Below are 24,338 nucleotides of genomic sequence, written 5' to 3'. Positions count from 1 at the left end.
AAGGTCAGATCAGGCCCAGCTCGCGGACCGCGTCGCGCTCCTCGGTGAGCTCGCGGACGGAGGCGTCGATGCGCTCGCGGGAGAACCCGTCGATCTCCAGCCCCTGGATGATCTCGAACCTGCCGTCCACGGCGCGGACCGGGAACGACGAGATGAGCCCCTCGGGCACGCCGTAGGAGCCGTCGGACACGACCGCGGCCGAGGTCCACTCCGAGCCGTTGACCCAGTCATGGACGTGGTCGATGGCCGCGTTGGCGGCCGAGGCGGCGGAGGACGCGCCACGGGCCTCGATGATGGCGGCGCCGCGCTTGGCGACCGTCGGGATGAACGTGTCGCGCAGCCACTCGGGGTCGACCTGGTCGGCCGCGATCTTGCCGCCGACCTCGGCGTGGAAGAGGTCGGGATACTGCGTGGCGGAGTGGTTGCCCCAGATCGTCAGGTGCTTGATCTCGGTCACCGGGACCTGCAGCTTGGCCGCGAGCTGCGACAGGGCGCGGTTGTGGTCGAGGCGGGTCATCGCGGTGAACCGGTCCGCCGGGACGTCCGGCGCGTTCTGCTGCGCGATGAGCGCGTTGGTGTTGGCGGGGTTGCCCACCACCAGGACCTTGATGTCGTCCGCGGCATGGTCGTTGATCGCCTTGCCCTGCGGGCCGAAGATGCCGCCGTTGGCGCCGAGCAGGTCACCGCGCTCCATGCCGGCCTTGCGCGGCATGGCGCCGACCAGCAGCGCGATGTTCGCGCCATTGAAGGCGACGTCGGCGCTGTCGGTGATCTCGATGCCGGACAGCAGCGGGAAGGCGCAGTCGTCGAGCTCCATCGCGGTGCCCTCGGCCGCCTTCACCGCCTGCGGGATCTCCAGCAGGCTCAGCTTGACCGGGACGTCCCGGCCCAGCAGCTGGCCCGACGCGATGCGGAACAGCAGCGCGTAGCCGATCTGACCGGCTGCTCCGGTGACGGTCACCTTGACGGGCGTGGCCATGGCCTTCCCCTAACTCGCAGGTAGATTCACTGACTTTCGGATGTTACCCGGTCGTCATCCGCAGGCTTTCATCGCGGGCACCTTCGACTCCGGTGTGAACTCCACGTTGGCGAAATGTTTCTTCATGAGCTGCTCGACGAACCCGGTGCGGTAGAGGTCGGCGATCACGCCGTTGATCGCCTTGCAGGTCTTGACGTCGCCCTCCTTGAGCGCGACGGCGTAGCGCTCGTCGTTCAGCTTGGCGCCGAGCACCTTGTAGCGCTGGTTCTCCCGGCTGGCGAACCCGGCCAGGATGAGGTCGTCGCCCGGCACCGCGTCCACGCCGCCGCTCCTGAGCAGGTCCATGCACTCGGCGTAGTTGCCGGCCGGGACCGGCTCGACCTTCACCCGGTCCTGCACGAAGCCGACGGACGGGCTGTTGACGCCGCAGATCTTCTTGCCCTTCAGGTCGTCGATCGAGTCGATGGACCCGGTGCGCACCAGCAGATCCTGGTGGGCGAGGTAGTAGGGCCCGGCGAACTCGACGTCGTCGTCGTTGACGGAGTAGGTGGCGATCACCAGGTCCACCCGGCCCTCGGCCAGTGCGCCGGCCCTGTTGCCCCTGGACACGGCGACGAAGTCGGTCTGCTCGGCGCCCAGCTCCTCGGCGATCCGCTTGGCGAGGTCCACGTCGAACCCCTCGAAGTCGCCGCCGCGCTGGAGGCCGACGCCCGGCAGGTCGCCCTTCACCCCGACCACGAGCTTCCCGGTCTTGGCGGCCTTGTCCGCCACGGACGAGTAGGCGGCCGAGGGGTGCGCGTCGAAGGGCTCCTCCCCCGCCGTGTCGCCGAAGAGCGCCGGCGGCCAGCCGTTCGCGACGGCGAGCGCCGCCACCGCCACCGCCGCGGCCACGACCAGGGCCAGCGTGGCGGCCAGCGCCACCCACCACCTCCGGCGCCCGCGCCGCGCGGGCACCGGTGCCGGCGAGCCGCCGCCGATCTGCTGGTACGGCGCCGCGTCGCCGGTCTCCTGAACCGGGCCGCCCCTGTGCTGGTACGGCCCGCCTCCGGTGTGCTGGGACGCGGTGCCGCTCGTCTGCTGATGGGCCACGCCACCGGTGTGCCGGTGTGAGGTGCCGCCCGTCTGCTGATGGGCCATGCCACCGGTGTGCTGGGGCGATGTGGCGGGGGCGGGCGAGGCCACGGTGCCGCCGGTCTCCCGCTTGGCGAGCGTCGGCGAGACCCGCGAGAACGGCGTGGTGTCGTCGCTCGCCACCTGCACGCCCTGGGTCAGCACGGCCGTGGAGGCGCCCACGGTCTCGGGCTGGCCGAGCAGCCGCAGCAGGATCTGGTCGGCGGACGGCCGGTCGGCGGGCGACTTGGACAGGGCCGCGCGCACCACCCCGCGCAGCGGCTCCGGCATCATCCCCACGTCGACCTCGTGGTTGAGGATCCGGTTGAGCACGGCGGCGATGGAGCTGCCCTCGAACACGGACGTCCCGGTGGCCGCGAACGTGATCGTCGCCCCCCACGAGAACACGTCCGTATAGGGCCCGACCTCGTCGCCGGCGATCTGCTCCGGCGCCATGTAGGCGGGCGTCCCGATGGCCCTGCTGGTGATGGTCCCGCTCGAGTCGATGATCCGGGCGATCCCGAAGTCCACCACCCGGGGCCCGTCGGCGGCGATGAGCACGTTGTCGGGCTTGAGGTCGCGGTGGACGATCGAGGCGTGGTGGATCGCGGTCAGCGCGGTGGCCGTGCCGATGGCCAGCCGGTCGAGCACCGTCCCGCGCAGCGGCCCCTCGCTGTCGATGATCTCCTTCAGCGCCGGGCCCTCGATGTACTCGCTGGCGATGTAGGGCGTGTCGCCATCGAGGTCGGCCTCCATCACCCTGGCCGTGCAGAACGACGCCACCCGCTTGGCGGCCTTCAGCTCTCTGGCGAAACGGGACCGGGCGATGGTGTCACCGGTGAATTTCACGTGCAGCAATTTGACGGCCGCGCGCTCGCCCTGGTCGTTGACGCCCAGGAAGACGATGCCCTGGCCGCCTTCACCGATCCGCCCGGACAGCTCGAACGACCCCAACTGGGTGGGATCGCCGGCTACGAGCGGCGAGATCTGCGGCATTCGTCTTCCCCACGTGTGCACAAAGCCCGACCACGCAAACTTTACGACGCCGGACTACTTCCCAGAGAACTGTTAACCGTTCGTGACGTCACGGTTTGCCGCGCACCTGTCAGGAATGGTGACACACGCCCCATTTCATCGCACCAGCGCGACGTACATCCTCTCAGTTCTTCTCCTTGGGCCGCCGCGCGCCCTGAGCAGCCGGCCCTCGAAGGTGTCGCCGACCCGGCCCTGCCGACGTCGGCCGAAGCGAGCACGAATGGAGAAGCGCCCGGGACGGGGCCGTTTGTAGCGTGTCTCGCAGATGCATCATCCCTCGCACACCAAGGAGACAAGGCATGAAAGCGCACGTCAGCTCGATCCTGCTCGGCGTCCAGGACATGGACCGGGCCAAGCGGTTCTACACGGAGGGGCTCGGCTGGAAGATCAAGGACGACTACGGCGTCTCGGTGTTCTTCGAGTCCGACGGGGCCTCCCCCGTCGGCTTCTACGGCCGTGACGGCCTGGCCGACCAGGTGGGCACGAGCCCGGAGGGCAGCGGCTTCAGCGGGCTGGTCCTCACCTACGTCGTCCGTAGTGAGGCGCGGGTCGACGAGATCCTCGCGGAAGCGGAGAAGGCCGGCGCCACGGTCCTCAAGCCCGCCGGCGCCCTGCCGTGGGGCGGGTACGGCGGCTCCTTCGCGGACCCGGACGGCTACATCTGGAGTCTCGGCTACAGCTCTCACGGTACGGACCAGCCCTACGCCGAGTAGCCACCGCCCCCATTGACACCGGCCGCCTCCGCGGGGGCGTAGACGGCCATCCGCGCCTCTGGCGCACCGATCACCGTCAGGTGGGTGGTGGTGAGCCGCAACACGCCGACCGCCGCTCTCGGCGCCGTCTTCCTCTCCCTGCCCCCGCTCGCCGCGTCACCGGCGATCGCCGACCCCTGGGGGCCGGCCGCACGTTCACTGTCCGCAGGCGGTCCTGACCTGGAAGTCCTGCCACGGCTCCTCGGGGAAGAGGGACTGCGGCTCGGCGGTCCCGGTCACGGTCCCCCACCAGCGCTCCACCTGGAACTCGACGCGGGCCCGGGTGGTGGCCGCGCTCGCGCAGTCGGTGATCTCCATGGTCAGTGACAGCACCACGGATCCGCCGGCCGGGATGGTGTGCGGGAACGGGTGGTCGCCATCCGCCTGCACCGAGAGCAGCTGAAGGCCGTCGGCCCGCAGGCCCGCACCGGTGACCGTGACGGGGAACCAGCCTTCGTTGACGAACCGCAGTTTCGCCTCGAGGCCGACACCGGTGGGTCTGCCGAGGTCGTCGGCGACCCGCATCGAGCCGCCTCCCTCGGCTCGGTGCTGCGCCAGCAGGGGGACGGTCAGGCCGCCCAGCGACAACCCCGCAACCCCCAGCACCGCGACCGCGAGCGCGCACCCCAGCAGGAGCATCCGCCGTACCTGGGCCGCGGGCGCGGCGCCGGCGTCAGGGCTCCGGCGTGCCCACGCCTCTTCAGCGACCACTTATTCACCCCTGTCGGCCGAATAAGTATTCGGCTACTTTCCCCGGGTGGCCAAAGGCAGTGCATGGTATCAATCACATTTCTCTTAGTGGTGGCGACGGGGTGGATATTCGCCTTTAGAGGCGTCCGCGCACCCGTTCAACGGGCTGCCGTGGACAACTTCGCGGACCGGCACATGCTGGTCGTCACGGCGTTCAGCGTGGACCGCATTCTGCGCCACCTGCATGTACGGCAGCGGTTCATGTGGGCGGGGACGGGCATCGGGTCGGGCTTCATGCTCGCCGGATATACCAACGATTCCTTCCGCGGCGGCCTTTACCTGGCATTCAGCGGCTGGTTTCTCAGCATTGTCACGGCGGAGTTGCGATTCGCCCGGGACGGCGGGCGTATTCGCCGGCCCATCGGCGTCATGCTCGCGCCGCCGCTTCTCACGTTCACGCCGAGGTGGCGATCCGGTCCGACTCCGCGCGCACGCTGCTCGCGGGCGGCACGATCGTCGCGCTGTGGATCGCACCGGGCAGCGGCCTGCCGGAGATCCCCTACGCGTTGAAGGTGATCGGCTGGCTTCTCGCCTTCGGACTTCCGACGCTGGCGGTGGTGAAGGCCATGGCCCCGTGGCGACCCACCGGCCGCAGCCCGGCGGCGGCGAAGGCCGTGGCCACCTCGCGCCCGGTGGACGTGCTGCGGGCTCTGAGCCTGGCGTCCGGGCGGCCCTGGCCGGTGCTCGCCGCGGCGCTGCTCGCCGTCGGCCTCGCCACCGTCACGCCGTACGGGGAGGCGGAGCCGCCGGACGAGCGGCGTGCCGCCGCGGGCGCCTTCAGCGGACCGGCCCGGTACGCGAGCCGGTCGACGAACGAGTGGAGGCTGTACGCGGACGACGGCACGGCGACGGAGGACGGCCATCCCCTGGTCCAGGCCCGCGCCGACGTGGGCCCCGGCAGGGCCGCGCCCCTCGCGCTCAGCGGCGACGGCCTCCACGTCGTCTACCTCGACGACGCCACCGGCCGCCTGGTCATGCTGGACCTGTCCAGTGGTGTGACGCACGAGCTCACCGATCCGCTGCCGCGCGGGTCCGCCCCGACCCCGGCGATCTCCCACGACGGCCGCTACGTGAGCGTGACCACGGCCACCGGGGTGGAGCTCGTCGACACCCGGACGAACCACCGGACGAAACTCCCCGAGATCCACCGTGTGCTCGGCTTCGGCCCCGGCGGCCTGGTCGCCACCACCGGCCGGCTGGCGGACGTGGTGAACCTGCCTTTGGACCCGGTGGCACTCGCGGTGCTGATCGGCCGCGTCCGCTAGTACATCAGCGAGCGGGCCTTGTACGACGTGCGCAGGAACGGGTTCTTGAACTTCGGGTACGCCACGGTCGCCGGGTCTCCGTCGGAGGTGTAGCGCATGTCCGGGTTGGCCTTCAGCCAGTCGAGCCAGGCCGTCGAGCAGAACTGCGCGCAGTCGCCCTTCTTGTCCATGGCGCGGATGCGCGGGATGCCCAGCGGGTCATAGGACTTGCTGTACGGCGACGGCGCGGGCGTGTAGCCGGCCAGGAAGGCGGCGCGGTGCTGGTAGTGGGGACCGCGCAGGGCCCACTCCTTCTTGTTGGGCTGGTTGCCGTACGGCAGCGCGATGGAGACCGGCTTGGTCTGGGAAAGCGAGGTGATTGTCTCGGCGATGCTGCCGATCTGCTCCTCGACCTGCTGCTTGGTGCGCCCGCGCAGGTTGTGGTGGTCACGGGTGTGGTTGCCGATGTCGAAGCCGTTGTCCCTGAGCCAGATCAGCAGTTGCGACTGCTCCTCCCGCTTGCTCTTGCCGAACATGTCGCGGGTGACGTAGAAGGTGGCGACCGGGCGGAAGCCCGGGTTCTTGGCGGCCACGTCCTGCAGGATCGCGATCGCGGTGTCCTTCTGCGGCGTGCCCATCGCGTCCAGCGTGAGCTGGCTGGGCGAGGAGTCGTCGAAGGTGAGGACGACCGGGTGCTTGCCCGCCGGGATGTCGATCTTGCCGGTGACGAGCTCCGCCGCCGTGATCGGCACGTAGCCGTCCTTGACCAGCCGTTCGAGATCCTCGCGGAACTTCGCGGGCGTGCGGTCGTCGGTGGTGGCCGGTTTGGGGACGATGCGGTGCCACATGAGCACCGGGATCTGCCCCAGTTCGTTGGCCTTGACCTTGGCCGCGGCCGCGACCTTGGCGGCCTTGCTCCGTTGCAGCTTGGCGGCGGCCTCCGCCTTGGTGTCCTTGACCTGGGCCACCGGCTCGGAACCGCACCCGGAGAGGATCGCAGCGACCACGACCACACCCACGCCACTGATGAAAGGCAGTCGCATTCGAACCCCCCGAAACGCGTACGACTGGTTACGGAGAGCTCTTACCCAGGTGATCAACCGTGCCACGCCAGCGATCATCAAAGAGATGGTCTTGACCAGCACAGAAAAGGGCCGCCCGTAGGCGGCCCTCCACGTGAGACGGCTCAGGCCATCTTCTTCTTCAGGTTCTCGTCGAGCGCGCCCAGGAAGTCCTGGGTGGTCAGCCACTTGGCGTCGCCGCCGACCAGCAGCGCCAGGTCCTTGGTCATCTGGCCGCTCTCGACCGTCTCGACGCAGACCTGCTCCAGCGTGTCGGCGAACGCGGTCACCGCGGGCGTGTTGTCGAGCTTGCCGCGGTGTGCCAGGCCACGGGTCCACGCGAAGATCGAGGCGATCGGGTTCGTGGAAGTGGCGTTGCCCTTCTGGTGCTCGCGGTAGTGGCGGGTCACCGTGCCGTGCGCGGCCTCGGCCTCGACGGTGCGGCCGTCGGGGGTCATCAGCACCGAGGTCATCAGGCCCAGCGAGCCGAAGCCCTGCGCGACGGTGTCGGACTGGACGTCGCCGTCATAGTTCTTCGCCGCCCAGACGTAGCCGCCCTCCCACTTCATGGCCGCGGCGACCATGTCGTCGATGAGGCGGTGCTCGTAGGTGATGCCGGCGGCGGCGAACTCGTCCTTGAACTCGGTCTCGAAGACCTCGGCGAAGATGTCCTTGAAGCGGCCGTCGTACGCCTTGAGGATGGTGTTCTTCGTCGAGAGGTAGACCGGGTAGTTGCGGTTGAGGCCGTAGCGCATGGACGCGCGGGCGAAGTCGCGGATCGACTCGTCCAGGTTGTACATGGCCATCGCGATGCCGGGGCCCGGGAAGTCGTACACGTCGAGCTCGATCGGCTCGGAGCCGTCCTTCGGCGTGTACGTGAGGGTGAGCGAGCCCTCGCCGGGGATCTTGAGGTCGGTGGCGCGATACTGGTCGCCGAAGGCGTGACGGCCGACGACGATCGGCTTGGTCCAGCCGGGGACGAGCCTCGGCACGTTGGACATGATGATCGGCTCGCGGAAGATGACACCGCCGAGGATGTTGCGGATGGTCCCGTTCGGGGACTTCCACATCTTCTTGAGGCCGAACTCCTCCACCCGCGCCTCGTCCGGGGTGATGGTGGCGCACTTCACACCGACGCCGTACTTCTTGATGGCGTTGGCGGCGTCGATCGTGATCTGGTCGTCCGTGGCGTCGCGTCGCTCGATGCCGAGGTCGTAGTACTTCAGGTCGACGTCGAGGTAGGGAAGGATCAGCTGGTCCTTGATGAACTGCCAGATGATCCGGGTCATCTCGTCGCCGTCAAGCTCGACGACCGAACCCTCCACCTTGATCTTGGGCATGCGAATGGTTCCCCTTCAATGAATGGATACGTTGAGGCTATCGGACGCCCCTCAGCCGGAGAAAAGGGACTGGATGAGCGCCTTCAACGCGTTGTTGTAGAGCAGCAGCGAGCTCAGCACCAGCACGAAGCCGGACAGGCCGAGCGTGGTGACGTCGGCTCTCCTGCTGCGCACGGCGAGCGGGCCGCCGTAGCCGGCGAAGCGCAGCGCGGCGCCGATCATGAGGACGGCGCCCACCGCGAAGCCGCCCCACCGCACGTCGATCAGGAAGATCAGCCCCACGCCGACGGCCGCACCCGCCAGGATCAGCGGGTACGGCCCCCAGCTCGCACGTTCGTGGCTCTCGCTCACGGGCTCATCGTTCAAAGGCTCATCGTTCGTCGATCGGCTTCCACTTCTGGTCCGTCTCGCCGATGTATTCGCTGTCGGGGCGAATCAGGCGGTTGTCCGCGTGCTGCTCGATCACGTGCGCGGTCCAGCCGGACATGCGACTGATCGAGAAGACGGGGGTGAACAGGTCGGTCGGGATCCCAAGGTAGTGGTAGACGGACGCCGCGTAGAAGTCGACGTTCGGATAGAGCCCCTTGGTCTCGAAGACGACCTCCTCCATCTCCTTGGACATCCGGTAGTAGGTGGCGTCACCGGCCGCCTCGGCCAGCTCCTGCGACATCCTGCGCAGGTGGGTGGCGCGCGGGTCCTCGGTCTTGTAGACGCGGTGGCCGAAGCCCATGATCTTCTCGCCGGCGGCGAGCTTGTCGCGCACGGCCTGGGCGACGCCCGTCGGTGAAATCGACTCGAGCGTCTTCATGACCTGCTCGTTCGCGCCGCCGTGCAGCGGGCCCTTGAGCGTGCCGATGGCGGCGACGATGGCGGAGTGCATGTCCGACAGGGTCGCGGCGCAGACCCGGGCGGCGAAGGTGGAGGCGTTCATGGTGTGGTCGGCGTGCAGGACCAGGCAGGCGTCGAAGATCTCGACCTCGCGCTGTGCGGGGCTGCGGCCGGTGACCTGGAGCAGGAAGTTGGCGGCGACGCTGAGCGACGGATCCGGCTCGGGCGCCTGGCCGCCGCTGCGGGCGGCGTGGAAGCGGGCGACCAGCAGGGGCTGCTGCGCGGTGAGGCGGGCCGCCTTGGCCAGGTTGGCCTCGCGGGAGTTGGCGTCCTTGTCCGGGTCGTCAGCACCGGCGAGCGACACGAGGGTGCGCAGCGCCTCCATCGGTTTCTGCTTCTCGGCGATCTCGGAGATGTTCGCCGAGACGAGCGCGCCCAGCTCCCGGCCACGCACCAGCTCCTCACCGTAGGCGGCGAGCTCGGCCCGGTCGGGCAGCTTCCCGCGCTGCAGCAGGTGTGCGGTCTCTTCGAACGTCGCGCGGCCGGCCAGGTCGTGGATGTCGTATCCACGATAGAACAGGCGACCGGCCTTCCCGTCGATGTCGCTGAGCGCTGTGGACGCTGCGACGACATCTGCCAGGCCTTTTGTGGGCTTGTCCGCCATGAGTACTTCCTCCGCTTATCTCCCGTGGAAGTCTACCTGTGAGCAGGCAAAACCAGTCTCAAGGGGTCAGATCAATTTCAAGCACGATTCTCGTTTCGGCAAAGGCGATTCCGCATCCCCACGTTTGGGTAAGCCGCAGCTGTAGTAATAGTTACGGCGGGCTACCTGGGGAGGAACTGCCGTGGAGGGGCCGTTCATACGCATCGAGGACACCGGCGAGGTGGTCCCGTTGCGCCCCGAGATCACAACGGTGGGAAGGGGCCGGGGCGCGGACATCCGGCTCAGCGATCCCAGCGTGTCTCGGCTCCATGCCGAGTTCGTCAGGCGAGGACCCTACCTGTATGTCGTTGACCTGGGCCTGTCCCGCAACGGCACACGGGTGAACGGCAGGCCGATCGCACGGAGGGTGCTCGACGACGGCGACGTCGTCTCCTTCGGCGCGGCACGCGGTCGCATCGGTGGAGTCCCCCGTGAGGACTTCACCCCCGAGGTCGAACTCCGCAGGGCCGCGGCGCCCGAGCTGACCAGACGCGAGGTCGATGTGCTGACCTCGCTCTGCAGGCCGGCGCTGTCGGACGAGGCGTTCGTCGCCCCGGCTACCGCACGGGAAATCGCCGACGACCTGGTCGTGACCGAAGCCGCGGTCAAGCAGCACCTGCTGCGGCTGTATCAGAAGTTCAGGATTCCCGAAGGCACCAACCGGCGCACGCGGCTGGCCAACGAGGTGGTCGCACTGGGCCTGGTGCGTCCGACACCTGTGGTGCCACCACAGCGGTCGGGGGCTCCTGCCGAGCCGTCAGCGGCGGGGCGCAGGGCTTCCTGAGAGACGGATCGCGACCGGGGCTTCGGCGAGGGGTTCCGGCAGCGTCAGCGGATCGGAACCCGGCGTTATCGTGCCCAGGACCCGGGCGCCTGAGGCGCCTGTACACCTGGGCACGGTGGCGGGCAGGCCGTGTGCGGTGAGCCAGCCGAACAGCGAGAAGGCGATCGCCTCCTTGCCGTCGGCCGGCACGCCGAGCTCGTCACTGGTCACGAACGTCGCCGGTGACGCTCGCAGGCGCAGCATGCTCATCAACGTGGGGTTACGCGCCCCGCCGCCTGAGACGATCACCGTGTCGAGGCGGTGCCTGCGGATCTCCGCCGCCACCGTCTCGGCCGTGAGCGCGGTCAGCGTGGCGACCAGGTCCGCCTGCGGCAGGTCCGCCTTCACGTAGTCGGGCGTGAAAAGCTCCTTACCTGTGGACTTGGGTGGTTCCTGGCGGTAGTACGGCTCGGCCAGCAGCTCCTCAAGGAGCCCGGTGTCGATCGTGCCCGCCGCCGCCAGCTCCCCGTCCCGGTCGTACGGCGGCGCGGCGGCGTCGATGAGCGCGCAGGCCGGCCCGGTGTCGTAGGCCACGACCGGCTCCCGCACGGTCAGGTTGGCGATCCCGCCCAGATTCAGCGCCCCGGTGCGGCCCGGCATGCCCGCCATGAGCAGCAGGTCGAGGTAGGACACCAGCGGCGCCCCCTGCCCGCCCGCCGCGACGTCGCGCGCCCGTACGTCCGACACCACCGGCCGCCCGGTGCGCTCGGCGATCCAGGCCGGCTGGCCGAGCTGCAGGGTGCCCAGCACCCGCCCGTCCTCCACCCAGTGGAAGAGCGTCTGACCGTGGGAGCAGATCAGGTCGGCGGCCGGCGCGCCGGCCCCCCCCTCCCCGAACCCCAGGCCGATGAGCGTGTCCAGGGCGCAGACCTCGCCCAGGTCGATCCGGTGCGGCGGCAGCGCCGCCACGATGCGGGCTCTCAGCCCGGGCTCGTACGGCCGTTCCCCCAGATGCAGCAGTGTGCCGGTCAGCACGCCGCCGTCGAGCGACCAGTCCACCACGGCGCTGTCGACACCGTCGTGCGAGGTGCCCGAGATGAGGCCGAGAACCCGCATCGCACTCCCCCTAGATGACCCTGAAGCCGTTGCTCGGCTCGCTGGTCCGGTTGGCCCGGTCCACCGCCACCACGTAGTAGTGGTCCCCACGCCGGCCGTCCGCGTCCCGCCAGCGCACCTGCCGGTCACCGGGCAGGACGGCGACCAGGTGGCGGGCGTCGCGGAAGCCCGACGCCGACGCCCGGCGCGGGAAGCGGAAGACGGCGAACTGGAACGGCTCGTCCCGTCCGGCGGCCACCGCGCGCACCTCCACCCCACCGTGCCGGCGCAGCGCGTAGGCCAGCACCGGCTTGCGCGGCGGCCGGCCATTCGCCAGCCTGGGCAGCACCGGCGCGAGCGCCGGTCGCGTGTAGTGGTCGTTGACTGCGGTGCTGATCGAGCCGATCCGGTCGGCGCGCAGGTCGTTGGCGTTGTACCAGATGTCGCCGCCGATCTGCGGGTGGTCGCGGTTGAGCGTGAGGTGGTCGGACAGCTCGGCCGGGTCCTGCCATTCGGGCGCCTGGGCGGGATCACCCGCCTTGTACGCGGCCTGGCCGATCCACAGCAGGGTGCCGGTGCCGTCGGCCACGTCCGACCACCACGGCACCAGCTTGGAGTAGTCGGCGGGCGGCTGCCCGATGTACCAGTAGAGCTGCGGCGCGATGTAGTCCAGCCAGCCCTTCTGCACCCAGCCGCGGGTGTCGGCGTGCAGGTTGTCGTAGGACTGCCCGCCGTTGGTGTCGGAGCCGAGCGGGTCGGTGCCCTTGTTGCGCCAGATGCCGGACGGGCTGATGCCCCAGGCGGTCTCCGGCTTGACCTCGCGCACCCGCTGCTGCATCTCCGAGACCATCAGGTCGACGTTGTGCCGCCGCCAGGTGGCCAGGTCGGGGAAGCCGCCGCCGTGCTGGGCGAAGGCGGCGCTGTCGTCGAAGGCCGTGCTGTTGGTCGGGTAGAAGTAGTCGTCGAAGTGCAGGCCGTCGATGTCGTAGCGGGCCAGCGCGTCCAGCATCGCGTCCTGGCAGAACTTGCGGACCTCCGGCATGCCCGGGTTGTAGTAGAGCTTGCCGCCGAACGGCAGGATCCAGTCGGGATGCTTGCGCCCGGGGTGGTCCGGGTGGAGCTGGGCCGGGTCCGCCTGCATGGAGACGCGGTACGGGTTGAACCAGGCGTGGAAGGCCAGGCCGCGCTTGTGCGTCTCGGCCACGGCGAAGCCGAGCGGGTCGTAGCCGGGGTCCTGCCCCTGGGTGCCCGTCAGCCAGTGCGACCAGGGCTCGAACGGTGACGGCCAGAAGGCGTCCGCGGTGGGCCTGATCTGCACGAACACCGAGTTGAGCTTGCGCTCGACGGCCAGGTCCAGCCAGGCGAGGTATTCGGCCTTCTGCTCGTCGGCGCTCAGGCCCTGCTTGGACGGCCAGTTGATGTTCACCACTGACGCGATCCACATGCCGCGCATCTGGCGCAGCGGGGGCACGTGGTCGGTGGCCGCGAACGCGGGCAGGGGGACCGCTGAGGCGGCTGCGGCCAGTGCGAGACCTTTGAGGAGGGTCCTTCGGCTGTGCATGGGGGGTGGCTCCTCGGAAGAGGTTGTGTCGAGGGCGACGATGACAGAAAATTACCTTCAGATCAACAACCGTGAAGGAAAATGCCGAATGACCGCTGACCTGTACCGACTGGCCATGGCAGTGCTCCAGCCAGGCTACGCGGGGACCTCGGTCCCCGACTGGATGCGCGGAGCGCTCGGCCAGGGGCTCGGCGGTGTCGTGCTGTTCGCCCGCAATGCGCCGAGTGCGCAGGTCGTCCAGCAGATCAGAGCCGAGAACCCCGGCGCCGTCGTCGCCGTCGACGAGGAAGGAGGCGTGGTCACCCGCTTCGAGGTCGCCTCCGGCAGCTCCTTCCCCGGCAACCGCGCGCTCGGCGTGGTCGACGACGTCGCGCTGACCGAACGGGTGGCCCGCCAGATCGGCCGCATGCTCGCGCGGGCCGACGTCACCCTCGACTACGCCCCGGCCGCCGACGTGAACGCCAATCCCGCCAACCCGGTCATCGGCGTCCGCTCCTTCGGCCCCACCGCCGACCTGGTGGCCCGCCACACCGTCGCCTACGTCAACGGCGTCCAGGGCGCCGGCGTCGCCGCCTGCGCCAAGCACTTCCCCGGCCACGGCGACACGGTCACCGACTCCCACCTGGAGCTGCCCACCGTGCACGCCTCCCGCGAGGTGCTCGACGAGCGCGACCTGCCGCCGTTCCGGGCCGCCATCTCGGCCGGCGTGCGCTCGATCATGTGCGGCCACCTCCTCGTCCCCGCCCTGGATCCGGACCTGCCCGCGACGCTGAGCCGGACCATCCTGACCGAGCTCCTGAGGGGCGAGCTCGGCTTCGACGGGATGCTCGTCACGGACGCCATCGAGATGCGGGCGGTGGCCGCCAGGTTCAGCCCCGGGGAGATCACCGCACGCGCGCTCGCCGCCGGCGTCGACGCCGTCTGCGTCGGCCTGACCACCGAACAGAGCCTGTACGAGATCCGCGACGCCGTCGTGGCCGCCGTCCGGTCCGGCAGCCTGCCCGAGGAGCGCCTCGCGGAAGCGGGCGCGCGGGTGCGCGCACTGGCGAGCTGGTACGACGAGCAGGCGGCCCTGCGCCTCGACGACGACACCGACGATCCGGACGTCGGCCTGGACGCCGCCCGCGCCGCGCTGACCGTGACTGGAGCGGCCACCCTGACCATGGGGCCGCTCGTGGTGGAGGTCAACACCCGCCTCAACCAGGCCGTGGACCCCGCGACACCGGCCGGCATCACCGCCGCGCTGACCGCCCTGCTCCCCGACACCGCACGCGTACAGCTGGAGCCCGGAGGCCCGCTCCCCCGCCTCGGCCCCGGACTCGCGGCGAGCGCCGGACGCGGATCGGGAGCCGAGCAGCGGCCCGTCGTGCTCGTGGTGCACGACGCCGCCCGCCACCCCTGGGTCCAGGACCGGGTGGCGCAGGCCGTGAAGACGCGACCGGACGTGATCATCGTCGACACCGGCATCCCGGACGCCCCCTCCGGCGCCGCGCACCTCGCCACCCACGGCATCTCCCGCGTCTCCGCCCAAGCGGCGGCCGAGTGGCTGACGTCGTGACGTCCAGCTCCAACCCCGTCGCGGCCGTACGAGCCGTGCTGCCGTCGCTCACCCCGGCGGCGCAGTCCATCGCCCGCATCATCCTCGCCGACCCCGGCCTGATCGTCCGCAGCACGATCACCGAGTTCAGCGTGGTGTCCGGCACGAGCGAGGCGACCATCGTGCGCACCGCCAGGGCACTCGGCTTCGGCGGCTACTCACAGATGCGCTTCGCCCTGGCCGCCGCCGTCGCCAAGGAGCCCGAACGGCTGGTCCCCGGCGACCTCGGCCCCGACGACCCGCTCACCGACGTGATCGCCAAGGTGGCGCGGGCCGAGTCGGAGGCGCTCGCCGACACCGCCGCCCAGCTCGACCCCGACCAGCTGGGCGAGGTCGTCACGGCCATCGCGGACGCGCGCCGGGTGGACGTGTACGGCGTGGCCGCCTCCGGGCTGGTGGCCACCGACATGTCGCAGAAGCTGCTGCGGATCGGACTGTCCAGCCACCCGTTCAGCGACGCCCATCTGGCGCTGACCAGCGCGGCGCTGCTCAAGGACGGTGACGTGGTGGTGGCGATCAGCTGCAGCGGCGAGACCCCCGACGTGCTCGTCCCGGCCCGCACGGCGGCCGACGCGGGGGCCCTGGTGGTGGCCGTCACCAACAACCCCCGGTCGTCGCTGGCCGGGATGGCCGACCACACGCTGGTGTCGGCCGGGCGGGAGACGGCGTTCCGGCCCGGGGCGCTGGCCAGCCGGATCAGCCAGCTGCTGATCGTGGACTGCATCTTCGTGGGGCTGGCCCAGCGCACGTACGACCGGGCGGACGCGGCCATCCGAGCCACCCGCGAAGCCACCGACCGCTACCGCCGCCGCACCTGACGGCTCTTTGTAGCCCACTGCCGTCAACGGCCTTATGCGCCCGCCTGCCTGCCTCTCAACGGCAAGGTCCTCGCAGTCGGCGCGCTTCGCGCGACTCGGCTCGGGCTGTGTTTCCGGGGGAGCCGAGCTCCCCCGCGCCCCCTTGCCGGTGGCCTCCGGCCCCCGTCCGACGGGCGAGATGGCATGGTACGAATCGGTAAGTTCAACGGGACGATCTTCAACGAGCATCACGCGTCGCCGCACCACAGCGCGGTCATCTGGGCACAGCTTGAGAGCAGTGGCCACAGGTGGCGGCGGCACGACTTCCGCGACTTCACGAAGCCTCACAGGGTTTCGGGCAGCAGAGTAAAAGCTGTGACGTGGCGCGGTCGGACAGCGCAGAAATGCCGACGATCAAGGGTAGCGACTCTCGAGACGCCCAGTCGTTCCGCCAGCGCGATCACCGAAGCATCGACCAGGCCCAGCCGCAGGTCCTCGTACATTTCCACAAGTTCCGCAGCACGGTCCACGTCCGCAGGAACCAGATCCACCAATGAGAGTTCGCCTCGCGCGACCGACATCAGGAACGCGGCTTCGCTCTTTGCCCCAAGATTCTTCTCCACATGCCAGGAGGTCTCGGTCAGCACAGTGGTGGGAAGCAAGAGCCGACCGCGGATAGTGGCGAGCATTCGTGCTGAGACCTCATGACGAGCGTCTGATCGATCGATCGCGGCGTACAGGACTCCAGTGTCCAACAGGGTGACCGTCACGAAGGACGATCCAACCCCTCCCGAAGCAGTTCGTCATGCCGTTCGGAAATATCGCTTCGCCCGGAAGCCCCCAAGCCGATGAACGACAGCTCTCGTCGCCCGGTCTCAGAGTCCGACACCTCCGCAAACCTTGCCAGCTCCGGGTCGGACTCGACCAAAACACGCAGACGCCGCACACCGTCCGGAGGCAGTCGGTCGACGAGGTGGTGCATGTCCTCGTAGTCGTGGGCAACGGTCATGTCTTCTAGTGTACGCGGCGCCCATCTCCCGGCCAGTGCGACTCAGAAGTGACCGTTCTCTTCGGCGACTACTCGATGACGGTCCGGGTCAGCGGCCGACTGCTGTTCGTACCTCCTCCATCAGGAGGGCCGCGTCTGTCACAGACTGCTCGATCCGCTCCGTTGACTCGCCCACATGGCGTGACCGTGCAGGGCCTGGCAGGCGACGCCGACGGCGCGGAACAGGCAGCCGGCCGCATGGGCAGGATCGGAACCGACCGCCCCGTACCGCGCCAGTGTCACGGAGAAGTCCGCCTCCCACAGCCCGTTCACCAGCGCGGCCCTCAGCGCTTCAGGGTAGGCACGGACACCTTCCTGCAGATCGGTGAGCTCTCCACTCGGATCGGCCAGCACCCGGCACAGTGCCACCTCGCCGGCATACGCATGGGAGTAGAACCCCAGCGGATGACCGGCCTGCGAGCCGATTTCGTAGCGACCTTCCTGGCAGTCGGCCCAGATCCGGTGGACCCGGTCCAGATCGCGGTAGATCCAGTCAACTCGCCAGCCGCCGATGGTCAACCAGCCGCCGCCGTCGACCCATGGTCCCCAGCCGCCCGGCGTGGTCATCTCGGCCTGTTCGCCGGCCTCCTGTACGGCCAGCGCTCGCAGCGCCGTCATCTCCAGGTCGCCTCGGTAGTACAGGCGCAGATCGATGTCCGAATCCGGGCGGTGTGTACCACGGGCCCGACTACCGCCGAGCACCACCGCCACCATCCCAGGGATCGCCACCATCCGCTGCGCAAGCGCCCTCAGCGATACGTCATCCACAAGGACGTATCCGATCACACGGAAGTAGGCGTGGGGCCGCGCTTCCCCGCCCTGGATCACAGTCCGGCGCCGCCGGTGGCGTCGATCGCTCTGCCGGTCACCCAGCGGGCGTCGTCAGAGGCGAGGAAGGCCACGATGCCGGCGATGTCCTCGGGCTGCCCGACCCGGCCGAGGGCGGCCAGTGAGGCGGCGTGGGCGTGGGCCTGCGGGTTGCCGCGCAGCCATTCCGCGTTCATGTCGGTGTCGGTGATCCCGGCGGACACCGAGTTGGCCGTGATACCTCGCGGGCCCAGTTGTTTGGCCAGGTTGAGGGTGAAGGTGTCCAGGGCGCCCTTGGTGGAGCCGTAAGCGATGCTCTGCGGCAGGGCCAGCCGGGCCGCACCGCTGGAGATGTTGATGATGCGCCCGCCGTCGCGCAGCCGCTTGAGCCCTTGCTGCACGATGAAGAACGGCGCCCGGACGTTGACCGCGAAGACGTCGTCGAATCCTTCTTCGGTGAGGGACGCCAGGTCCGTGCCGCCGTCGATGCCGGCGTTGTTGACGATGACGTCGACGCCTGCCTGGGGAGAGTGCAGTTCGATCTGATCGTCGAACGAGGCCCAGAGCGCGGCCGCGTCGCCGTGCCGGCCCAGCTCGGCCCGGATCGCGAACGCCCGGCCGCCGTCCTTGCCGATCTTTTCGACGACCTCGTCGGCCGCGGCCTGGTCGCGGGCGAAGCCGACGGCCACGACGGCACCATCCCGCCCGAACCGCTCGGCGATGGCCCGGCCGATTCCCCTGCTGCCGCCGGTGACCAGCGCCACCTTGTCGTCGAGTGCGCGTGCGCCCATGATGCTCGTCCACCTCATATTTGTTGAGCGATTACTCAAGAAAGAGGCTAACACGGATTCTTGAGTGAGCGCTCTAGAATGAGGTCATGAGTCAGGCAGGTACGACACGAGGACGTCCGCGCACGTTCGATCGCGACGCCGCACTCGCCGCGGCCATCCGGCTGTTCTGGGCGCGCGGCTATGAGGCGACCTCTCTCAACGAGCTCACCGAGGCGATGGGCATCCGGCCGGGCAGCCTGTACGCCGCCTTCGGCGACAAGAAGGCGCTGTTCAAAGAGGCGGTGCAGGTCTACGCCCACTTGCCCGCCGGCGCGTTCGCCGGCGCCGCGCTGCGCGAGGAACCCACGGCCTACCGGGCGGTCGCCCGCATGCTGCGCGAGGCGGCGGCGATCTACCCCGATCCCTCCCACCCGGCCGGTTGCCTGACCATCAGCGCCGCCACCAACGTCACCGTCCAGGACGCCGACATCGCGGACTTCCTGCGCGACCTGCGCAACGCCAACCTCGCGGCCCTGCGCGACCGCCTGAGCACCGCCCGGCAGCAAGGCGAACTCCACGCCGACGCCGACCCCGCCGCACTGGCCGGCTACTTCGCCGTCATCATCCAAGGAATGTCACAGCGCGCCCGGGACGGTGCCGACGCGGCGGAGCTGGCCCAGATCGCCGAAATGGCACTGGCCGCCTGGCCAGGACGCCACCCAGACCGACCGAGCTGAACAACCGCGGCGTGGGTTCGGCGGTCAGAGATGACCCGGGCCGTCGCCACGCGGGTCACGTACACCACGTCCTCACCGTCGACGGATTTCTTCGCGGGGCCCGTGCCTGAGGACCTCGACGAGGACGAGGATGAGGACGACCTCGATGACCGCGCCGACTACGACTGGAGGGCCGCCTCCCTCGCAGTCATCGACCGCACCACCGGGGCGCGGCTGACCGGCGAGTGGCTGGAGCAGCCGCATCCCTACGTCACGGTTCGCATGCCCGACGCGACCCGCTGACCCTGCCTCGCAACCAACGCCACGCTCGACGACCTGGCCGCGCACCTCGACCCGCCCGGCTGGGTGGTACGCCCGGCCGGTGGTCTGGCGCATCTGGCGCTGCACCGTCCTGGCCGCTCACCATGACCGGCCCTTCACCGACTGACGCCGGAGCCTGCTCACGACGGCTACGTCGTCAGGTGCGGGTCTGGGCGGACAGGTCCGATTCGATCCGGGCCGCCGTCGCCTGGAGCAGGGGCAGCAGCTCACGCCTGACATGCTGCAAGGTCGTACGGCTGGCATGCGTCGAGACGTTCACCGCCGCCACCGTCGTACCGGAGCGGTTCCGGATGCGTACCGCCAAGGACCGCAACCCCTCCTCCAATTCCTGGTCCACCATCGCCCAGCCGCGCCCGCGTACCTGGTCGAGCTCGGCGCGCAGCGCCGTCGGGGAGGTAAGGGTGCGGGAGGTGAAGGGGCGCAGGGTGGCCCGGGACAGGTAGTCGTCCAGGTCGGCCGAGGGGAGGGCGGCGAGCAGGACGCGGCCCATGGAGGTGCAGTACGCGGGGAACCGGGTGCCGATGCTGATCGTCACCCGCATGACCCGGGCCGTCGCCACGCGGGCCACGTACACCACGTCCTCGCCGTCGAGCACCGCCACCGAGGCCGACTCGTGGACCTCGGCGGCCAGGCGTTCCAGGTGCGGGGCGGCGACCTCGGGCAGTGACAGGCTGGACAGGTAGGCGTACCCGAGCTCCAGGACGCGTGGCGTGAGCGTGAACAGTCGCCCGTCGCTGCGCATGTACCCCAGCTCGACCAGCGTCAGCAGGAACCGCCTGGCCGTCGCGCGGGTGAGGCCGGTCTCGCGGGCCACCTCGCTCAAGGTCAGGGCCGGCGCGGTGGCGCTGAACGCGCGGATCACGGCCAGACCCCGGGCGAGCGACTGGACGTGATCAACCATGGGAATCCTTGACAACATAGGCCGACAAAGACATAGATTCCTTACCATACGGGATTGTTCGGCATGTGAATAGGTGTACGCATAGTGAACAAGGGGACGCCGTGAACACGGTCAAGGACGCGACGTTCGAGGTGCTCAGACAGACCGGGATGACCACGATCTTCTGCAACCCGGGCTCCACCGAGATCAGCCTGCTGATGGGGCTGCCCGACGACCTCGACTTCGTGCTCGCCCTGCACGAGGGTTCGGTGGTCGGGATGGCCACCGGCTGGGCCATCGGCCACGACGCGCCCGCGCTCGCCGTGCTGCACACCACCGCCGGACTCGGCAACGCGGTCGGGGCGATCGCCACCGCCCGGGCGAACCGGGTGCCGATGGTGATCCTGGTGGGCCAGCAGGACCGCAGGCACCTGGCGCAGGAACCGTTCCTCGCCGGGCGGCTGGCGGGGCTGGCCGGCGACTATCCCGTCCACACCGACCATCCGGTGCGCGCCCAGGACGTTCCCGGCGCCGTCGCCCGCGCCTTCCACCAGGCCGTCACCTTCCGCGGCCCGGCCCTGGTGGTGGTGCCGATGGACGACTGGGCAGCGCCGTACGAAGGCGAGACCGTGACCGCGCCCGCCAGACTGCTCCGCCCGGTGTCGGTCACGGACGCCGACCTGACGCCGCTGGTCGAGCTTCTGGCGGGCGCCCGCGCTCCGGCGATCGTCACCGGCGCGGGCGCCAGCCACGGCTGGGACTCGCTCGTGGCGCTGGCCGAGCGGCTGGGGTGCCCGGTCTGGCAGGAGAGCTTCGGGGCGCGGGCCGGGTTCCCGCAGGATCATCCCCTGTACGCGGGCGTGCTGCCCGCCGACCGGCCGCGGCTGCGGGCGGCGCTGGCAGCGCATGACGTGGTGCTGACGGTGGGCGCGCCGGTCTTCCGGCAGTACGGGTACGAACCCGGCCCGCTGGTCGAGCCCGGCACCACCGTCGCGCTGGTGACCGACGACCCCGCGGAGGCGCATCGGAGCCCGGCCGAGCTGGCCTACCTCGCCCGGCCTGACCAGGTGTGCGCGCGGCTGGCCGTACTTCTGCCCTCTCGTGCGCCCGGACCAGGCCGCGCGCCCGCCGCGCCCGTCCCACTGCGGGAGCCTGGAGACGCCGCGCGCCGTACCGAACCCGTGACGGACGGGCCGTTGCGGCCCGTGCGGGTGCTGCGGGAGCTGGCCGCGCGGCTGCCCGGAGACGTGGTGCTCGTCGAGGAGACGCCGTCCTCCCGGCCCGATCTGCACAGGCTGCTGCCCGCCCGCAACCCGCTGGGGTTCGTGTCCGCGGCGATGGGCGGGCTGGGGTTCGCGCTGCCCGCGGCCGTGGGATTGCGGATGGCGCTGCCCGGCCGGCCGGTGGTGGCGGTAGTGGGCGACGGGGCCGCGCTCTGCGGGGTGCAGGCCCTGTGGAGCGCGGCCCACTACCGCGTCGGAACGCTGTTCGTGGTGCTGGCGAACGGGCGTTACGCGGTGATGGACCGGCTGGCGGAGCAGCACGGTGGCAAGGCGCCCTGGCCGGCGTTCGACGAGGTGAGCATGGCCGGGATGGCCAGGGCGCTGGGCTGCGAGGCCATCCGGATCGACGATCACCGCGAGCTGACCGCCGCGCTGGACGATGTGCTGCCCACGCTGGCCGCCCGTCGCGAACCCCTACTGCTCGACGTCAGCGTGAGCGTGGATCCGGATTTTCAGGCCTGAGGACCCCGCTCGGCGGCCTCGACCACGTTGGAGAGCAGCAGGGCGCGGGTCATCGGGCCGACGCCACCGGGGTTGGGCGTGAGGAAGCCCGCCACCTTCTCCACCCCGGGCGCGACGTCACCGGCGATCTTGCCGTCGACGCGGGAGACGCCGACGTCGAGCACGGCCGCGCCGGGCTTGACCATCTCGGGGGTGATCAGGCCGGGCACACCCGCCGCCGCCACCACGATGTCGGCGCGGCGAACGTGGCCGGCCAGGTCCTGGGTGCCGGTGTGGCAGAGGGTCACGGTGGCGTTCTCGCTGCGCCGGGTGAGCAGCAGGCCGAGGGAGCGGCCCACGGTGATGCCGCGCCCGACCACGGCCACCTCAGCGCCCTTGATCGGCACGCCGTACTCCTGCAGGAGCAGCACGATCCCGTGCGGCGTGCACGGCAGCGGCGCGTCGACCATGTGGACGAGGCGGCCGAGGTTGATCGGGTGGAGGCCGTCGGCGTCCTTGGCCGGGTCCATCCGCTCCAGCAGGGCCATGGTGTCGAGGTGCCTGGGCAGCGGCAGCTGGACGATGTAGCCGGTGCACTCGGGGGAGGCGTTGAGCTCGTCGATGGCGGCCTCGACGTCGGCCTGCGAGGCGGTCTCCGGCAGGTCGACGCGGATCGAGGAGATGCCCACCTCGGCACAGTCGCGGTGCTTGCCCGCCACGTAGATCTGGCTGCCGGGGTCGTCGCCCACCAGCACGGTGCCCAGGCCCGGCGTGATGCCCCGCTCCTTGAGCGCGGCCACCCGGGTCGCTAGGTCTGCCTTGGTCTTTGCGGCGGTCGCCTTGCCGTCGAGTATCACTGCGCTCATGTGCCGATCCTTTCATGACCGCCCACGGCCGCCTGCAAGCGCCCCGCCCTGTGATCGCCGCCCCGCCGTTCACGGTTTCGATCTTTTACGGCCGGCCCCGGGAAGGCCCGGTCACCGTCCGTGGCCGGGGTCGGTCCAGGGGAACGGTTCTCCGGTGGAGCGGGCGCGGCGCCGTAACGTGCGCTCGGTCGGCCGGTCAAGGGGTCCTGGGGGTGGTCGGCGTCACAAATGACATCGTTGTCATCGGTCTTGAGACGGCATAGTGTGACGAACGCCAGCATCGCGCTCATCGAGGGGTGACCTTTGTTCGCTCGCCTGTTGTCCGCGCCGCCGCTCCCCGCCGCCCGGCGCCTGGCGTTCGCGCGGCGGCTCGATGAAACGCGCGCCGCGAAGGTAGAGCTCGTGCCCGGACTGGACCACCCTGGCGACCCCCGCCGGCCCGACGACCACCACGAACGCTGATGACTCACGTACTCGCCATTGACATCGGAGGAACCAAGCTCGCCGCCGCCCTGGTGGACGAGAACGGTTCCGTACTGCGCTCCGCCACCCGCCCCACCCCGCGTGAGGACGTCATGGCCTCGCTCGCCACGCTGATCAAGGAGGTGTCCGAGGACGGCCCCGAGCCGAGCGCCGCCGGGATCGGCTGCGCCGGGCCGCTGGACCTGGCCGCCGGCACGGTCAGCCCGGTGAACATGCCGAGCTGGCGCGGCTTCCCCCTGCGTGACGAGGTACGCGAGCTGACCGGCCTGCCCACCGTCCTGGCCGGCGACGCCCAGTGCATGGCGCTCGGCGAGCATTGGCTGGGCGCCGGCCGGGGCAGCGCCGCGCTGCTCGGCATCGTGGTGTCCACCGGCATCGGCGGCGGCCTGGTGATCGACGGCCGGCCACTGCTGGGCCCGACCGGAAACGCCGGCCATGTGGGTCACATGACGGTCGACCCGTACGGCGAGCGCTGCGAGTGCGGCGGGCGCGGCTGCGTGGAGCGGTACTCCAGCGGCCCGAACATGGTCCGCTGGGCCTTGGAGAACGGCTGGACCCCCGCTGAGGAGCACGTCACCGGGAAACCGGACGCCCGCGAGCTCGCACGGGACGCGGCGGCCGGGAGCCCGGTCGCGGTGGCCGCGTTCGAGCGAGGCGCCACGGCCCTGGCCGGGATGATCGCCGCCACGGCCGCCGCCACGGAGGTGACCACGGTGGTCATCGGCGGCGGCGTCTCGGGGGCCGGGCCGGTGCTGTTCGGGCCGCTGGAGCGGGCCCTGGACGACATCGGCGGCCTGCCGTTCGTCAGGGCGGTGCGGGTGGAGCAGACCACGCTGGGGGTGCGAGCCGGCCTCGCCGGAGCCGCCAAGCTGGCCTGGGACTACTCGCGCTCGGCGAGCTGAGCCTCGCGCCGCTCGATGATCCTGCGGGTGAACGGGATGTACTCCACGACACGTCCGCCGAGGTAGGCCCCGGCGAAGGCCAGCAGGATGAGCACGAAGGGACTGGTGGCGAACCCGTTCACCGCGAGCATGGCGTGCAGGATTGCGTCAAGCAGCGTCATAAAGGACTCCGAGGGAAGAAACGC

25 protein-coding genes are annotated in these 24,338 nt (G+C 70.2%); 9 read left to right on the top strand and 16 right to left on the bottom strand.

What is annotated here, in order from left to right; translation table 11 throughout:
- Positions 1–4: 4 nt before the first annotated feature.
- Together ACIBQX_RS24355 and ACIBQX_RS24350 are read right to left on the bottom strand one after the other, a co-directional pair.
- Positions 5–979 (bottom strand): malate dehydrogenase, encoded by a 975-nt coding sequence (locus ACIBQX_RS24355; protein ID WP_397008149.1) that lies wholly within the window; start codon positions 977–979, stop codon positions 5–7.
- Positions 980–1,033: 54 nt separating this feature from the next.
- Complete coding sequence (locus tag ACIBQX_RS24350) at positions 1,034–3,085, bottom strand: protein kinase (protein ID WP_397008147.1); 2,052 nt, start codon at positions 3,083–3,085, stop codon at positions 1,034–1,036.
- Positions 3,086–3,423: 338 nt separating this feature from the next.
- Between ACIBQX_RS24350 and ACIBQX_RS24345 the strand changes: the two genes are divergently transcribed.
- Positions 3,424–3,837, top strand: a complete 414-nt coding sequence (locus ACIBQX_RS24345; protein ID WP_397008145.1) for a VOC family protein — start codon at positions 3,424–3,426, stop codon at positions 3,835–3,837.
- Positions 3,838–4,032: 195 nt separating this feature from the next.
- On the opposite strand, the gene ACIBQX_RS24340 is transcribed toward ACIBQX_RS24345, so the two are convergent.
- Positions 4,033–4,587, bottom strand: a complete 555-nt coding sequence (locus ACIBQX_RS24340) for a hypothetical protein (protein ID WP_397008143.1) — start codon at positions 4,585–4,587, stop codon at positions 4,033–4,035.
- A gap of 443 nt (positions 4,588–5,030) precedes the next feature.
- On the opposite strand from ACIBQX_RS24340, the gene ACIBQX_RS24335 reads away from it, so the two are divergent.
- The gene (locus tag ACIBQX_RS24335; RefSeq protein WP_397008141.1) at positions 5,031–5,891 is read left to right on the top strand and encodes a hypothetical protein; all 861 of its coding nucleotides are present in this window, start codon (positions 5,031–5,033) and stop codon (positions 5,889–5,891) included.
- Here ACIBQX_RS24335 and ACIBQX_RS24330 read toward each other — a convergent pair.
- The 4 genes from ACIBQX_RS24330 to ACIBQX_RS24315 form a co-directional block, all read right to left on the bottom strand.
- On the bottom strand, positions 5,888–6,913 hold the full coding sequence (locus tag ACIBQX_RS24330) for a polysaccharide deacetylase family protein (protein ID WP_397008139.1): 1,026 nt from the start codon (positions 6,911–6,913) through the stop codon (positions 5,888–5,890). The two genes, ACIBQX_RS24335 and ACIBQX_RS24330, sit on opposite strands and share 4 nt — an antisense overlap.
- Positions 6,914–7,056: 143 nt before the next feature.
- Positions 7,057–8,271, bottom strand: a complete 1,215-nt coding sequence (locus tag ACIBQX_RS24325; RefSeq protein ID WP_397008137.1) for an NADP-dependent isocitrate dehydrogenase — start codon at positions 8,269–8,271, stop codon at positions 7,057–7,059.
- Between the two features lie 51 nt (positions 8,272–8,322).
- On the bottom strand, positions 8,323–8,622 hold the full coding sequence (locus ACIBQX_RS24320; RefSeq protein WP_397008135.1) for a DUF3017 domain-containing protein: 300 nt from the start codon (positions 8,620–8,622) through the stop codon (positions 8,323–8,325).
- Between the two features lie 19 nt (positions 8,623–8,641).
- The gene (locus ACIBQX_RS24315; protein ID WP_397008133.1) at positions 8,642–9,763 is read right to left on the bottom strand and encodes a citrate/2-methylcitrate synthase; all 1,122 of its coding nucleotides are present in this window, start codon (positions 9,761–9,763) and stop codon (positions 8,642–8,644) included.
- A 181-nt stretch (positions 9,764–9,944) separates the two neighbouring features.
- Here ACIBQX_RS24315 and ACIBQX_RS24310 point away from each other — a divergent pair, with 181 nt between their 5' ends.
- A complete protein-coding gene (locus ACIBQX_RS24310; protein ID WP_189141119.1) occupies positions 9,945–10,586 on the top strand; it encodes an FHA domain-containing protein in 642 nt (213 codons plus the stop codon).
- Here ACIBQX_RS24310 and ACIBQX_RS24305 read toward each other — a convergent pair.
- Positions 10,560–11,681, bottom strand: coding sequence for an anhydro-N-acetylmuramic acid kinase (locus ACIBQX_RS24305; protein WP_397008130.1), 1,122 nt, complete (start codon positions 11,679–11,681; stop codon positions 10,560–10,562). The genes ACIBQX_RS24310 and ACIBQX_RS24305 overlap by 27 nt on opposite strands.
- 10 nt (positions 11,682–11,691) lie before the next feature.
- A complete protein-coding gene (locus ACIBQX_RS24300) occupies positions 11,692–13,221 on the bottom strand; it encodes a glycoside hydrolase family 10 protein (protein ID WP_397008128.1) in 1,530 nt (509 codons plus the stop codon).
- 88 nt (positions 13,222–13,309) lie between these two features.
- On the opposite strand from ACIBQX_RS24300, the gene ACIBQX_RS24295 reads away from it, so the two are divergent.
- Both ACIBQX_RS24295 and ACIBQX_RS24290 read left to right on the top strand, forming a co-directional pair.
- Complete coding sequence (locus tag ACIBQX_RS24295; RefSeq protein WP_397008126.1) at positions 13,310–14,779, top strand: glycoside hydrolase family 3 protein; 1,470 nt, start codon at positions 13,310–13,312, stop codon at positions 14,777–14,779.
- Complete coding sequence (locus ACIBQX_RS24290; protein WP_397008124.1) at positions 14,764–15,636, top strand: MurR/RpiR family transcriptional regulator; 873 nt, start codon at positions 14,764–14,766, stop codon at positions 15,634–15,636. The genes ACIBQX_RS24295 and ACIBQX_RS24290 overlap by 16 nt, the downstream gene beginning before the upstream one ends.
- Positions 15,637–15,959: 323 nt before the next feature.
- Here the strand turns inward: ACIBQX_RS24290 and ACIBQX_RS24285 are convergent, their stop codons facing one another.
- The 4 genes from ACIBQX_RS24285 to ACIBQX_RS24270 all read right to left on the bottom strand — a co-directional run bounded on the left by ACIBQX_RS24285 (position 15,960) and on the right by ACIBQX_RS24270 (position 18,261).
- Positions 15,960–16,385 carry a type II toxin-antitoxin system VapC family toxin gene (locus tag ACIBQX_RS24285; RefSeq protein WP_397008122.1) on the bottom strand — a complete coding sequence of 142 codons (426 nt, stop codon included), beginning with the start codon at positions 16,383–16,385 and terminating at the stop codon, positions 15,960–15,962.
- On the bottom strand, positions 16,382–16,624 hold the full coding sequence (locus ACIBQX_RS24280; RefSeq protein WP_397008120.1) for a hypothetical protein: 243 nt from the start codon (positions 16,622–16,624) through the stop codon (positions 16,382–16,384). Before ACIBQX_RS24280 ends, ACIBQX_RS24285 begins: the two co-directional genes overlap by 4 nt.
- 138 nt (positions 16,625–16,762) lie before the next feature.
- A complete protein-coding gene (locus tag ACIBQX_RS24275) occupies positions 16,763–17,449 on the bottom strand; it encodes a nucleotidyltransferase domain-containing protein (RefSeq protein WP_397008118.1) in 687 nt (228 codons plus the stop codon).
- Between the two features lie 38 nt (positions 17,450–17,487).
- On the bottom strand, positions 17,488–18,261 hold the full coding sequence (locus ACIBQX_RS24270; protein ID WP_397008116.1) for an SDR family oxidoreductase: 774 nt from the start codon (positions 18,259–18,261) through the stop codon (positions 17,488–17,490).
- An 86-nt stretch (positions 18,262–18,347) separates the two neighbouring features.
- On the opposite strand from ACIBQX_RS24270, the gene ACIBQX_RS24265 reads away from it, so the two are divergent.
- Together ACIBQX_RS24265 and ACIBQX_RS24260 are read left to right on the top strand one after the other, a co-directional pair.
- Positions 18,348–18,977, top strand: a complete 630-nt coding sequence (locus ACIBQX_RS24265) for a TetR/AcrR family transcriptional regulator (RefSeq protein ID WP_397008114.1) — start codon at positions 18,348–18,350, stop codon at positions 18,975–18,977.
- A 30-nt stretch (positions 18,978–19,007) separates the two neighbouring features.
- Positions 19,008–19,259, top strand: a complete 252-nt coding sequence (locus tag ACIBQX_RS24260; protein ID WP_397008112.1) for a hypothetical protein — start codon at positions 19,008–19,010, stop codon at positions 19,257–19,259.
- Between the two features lie 175 nt (positions 19,260–19,434).
- Here the strand turns inward: ACIBQX_RS24260 and ACIBQX_RS24255 are convergent, their stop codons facing one another.
- Positions 19,435–20,199, bottom strand: a complete 765-nt coding sequence (locus ACIBQX_RS24255; RefSeq protein WP_397008110.1) for an IclR family transcriptional regulator C-terminal domain-containing protein — start codon at positions 20,197–20,199, stop codon at positions 19,435–19,437.
- A gap of 101 nt (positions 20,200–20,300) precedes the next feature.
- On the opposite strand from ACIBQX_RS24255, the gene ACIBQX_RS24250 reads away from it, so the two are divergent.
- Entirely contained in the window at positions 20,301–21,923 is a 1,623-nt protein-coding gene (locus tag ACIBQX_RS24250; protein ID WP_397008108.1) for a thiamine pyrophosphate-dependent enzyme, read from the top strand.
- Here ACIBQX_RS24250 and ACIBQX_RS24245 read toward each other — a convergent pair.
- Complete coding sequence (locus ACIBQX_RS24245; protein ID WP_397008106.1) at positions 21,914–22,768, bottom strand: bifunctional methylenetetrahydrofolate dehydrogenase/methenyltetrahydrofolate cyclohydrolase; 855 nt, start codon at positions 22,766–22,768, stop codon at positions 21,914–21,916. The two genes, ACIBQX_RS24250 and ACIBQX_RS24245, sit on opposite strands and share 10 nt — an antisense overlap.
- Before the next feature lie 461 nt (positions 22,769–23,229).
- Between ACIBQX_RS24245 and ACIBQX_RS24240 the strand changes: the two genes are divergently transcribed.
- Complete coding sequence (locus ACIBQX_RS24240) at positions 23,230–24,153, top strand: ROK family protein (protein WP_397008104.1); 924 nt, start codon at positions 23,230–23,232, stop codon at positions 24,151–24,153.
- Here the strand turns inward: ACIBQX_RS24240 and ACIBQX_RS24235 are convergent.
- Entirely contained in the window at positions 24,132–24,314 is a 183-nt protein-coding gene (locus ACIBQX_RS24235; protein ID WP_397008102.1) for a hypothetical protein, read from the bottom strand. The two genes, ACIBQX_RS24240 and ACIBQX_RS24235, sit on opposite strands and share 22 nt — an antisense overlap.
- Positions 24,315–24,338: the final 24 nt, after the last annotated feature.

Source organism: Nonomuraea sp. NPDC049714, assembly GCF_044465295.1.
Lineage (GTDB): Bacteria > Actinomycetota > Actinomycetes > Streptosporangiales > Streptosporangiaceae > Nonomuraea.
The sequence above is the reverse complement of the archived record's forward strand: the minus strand, read 5'-3'. Positions and strand labels throughout refer to the sequence as shown.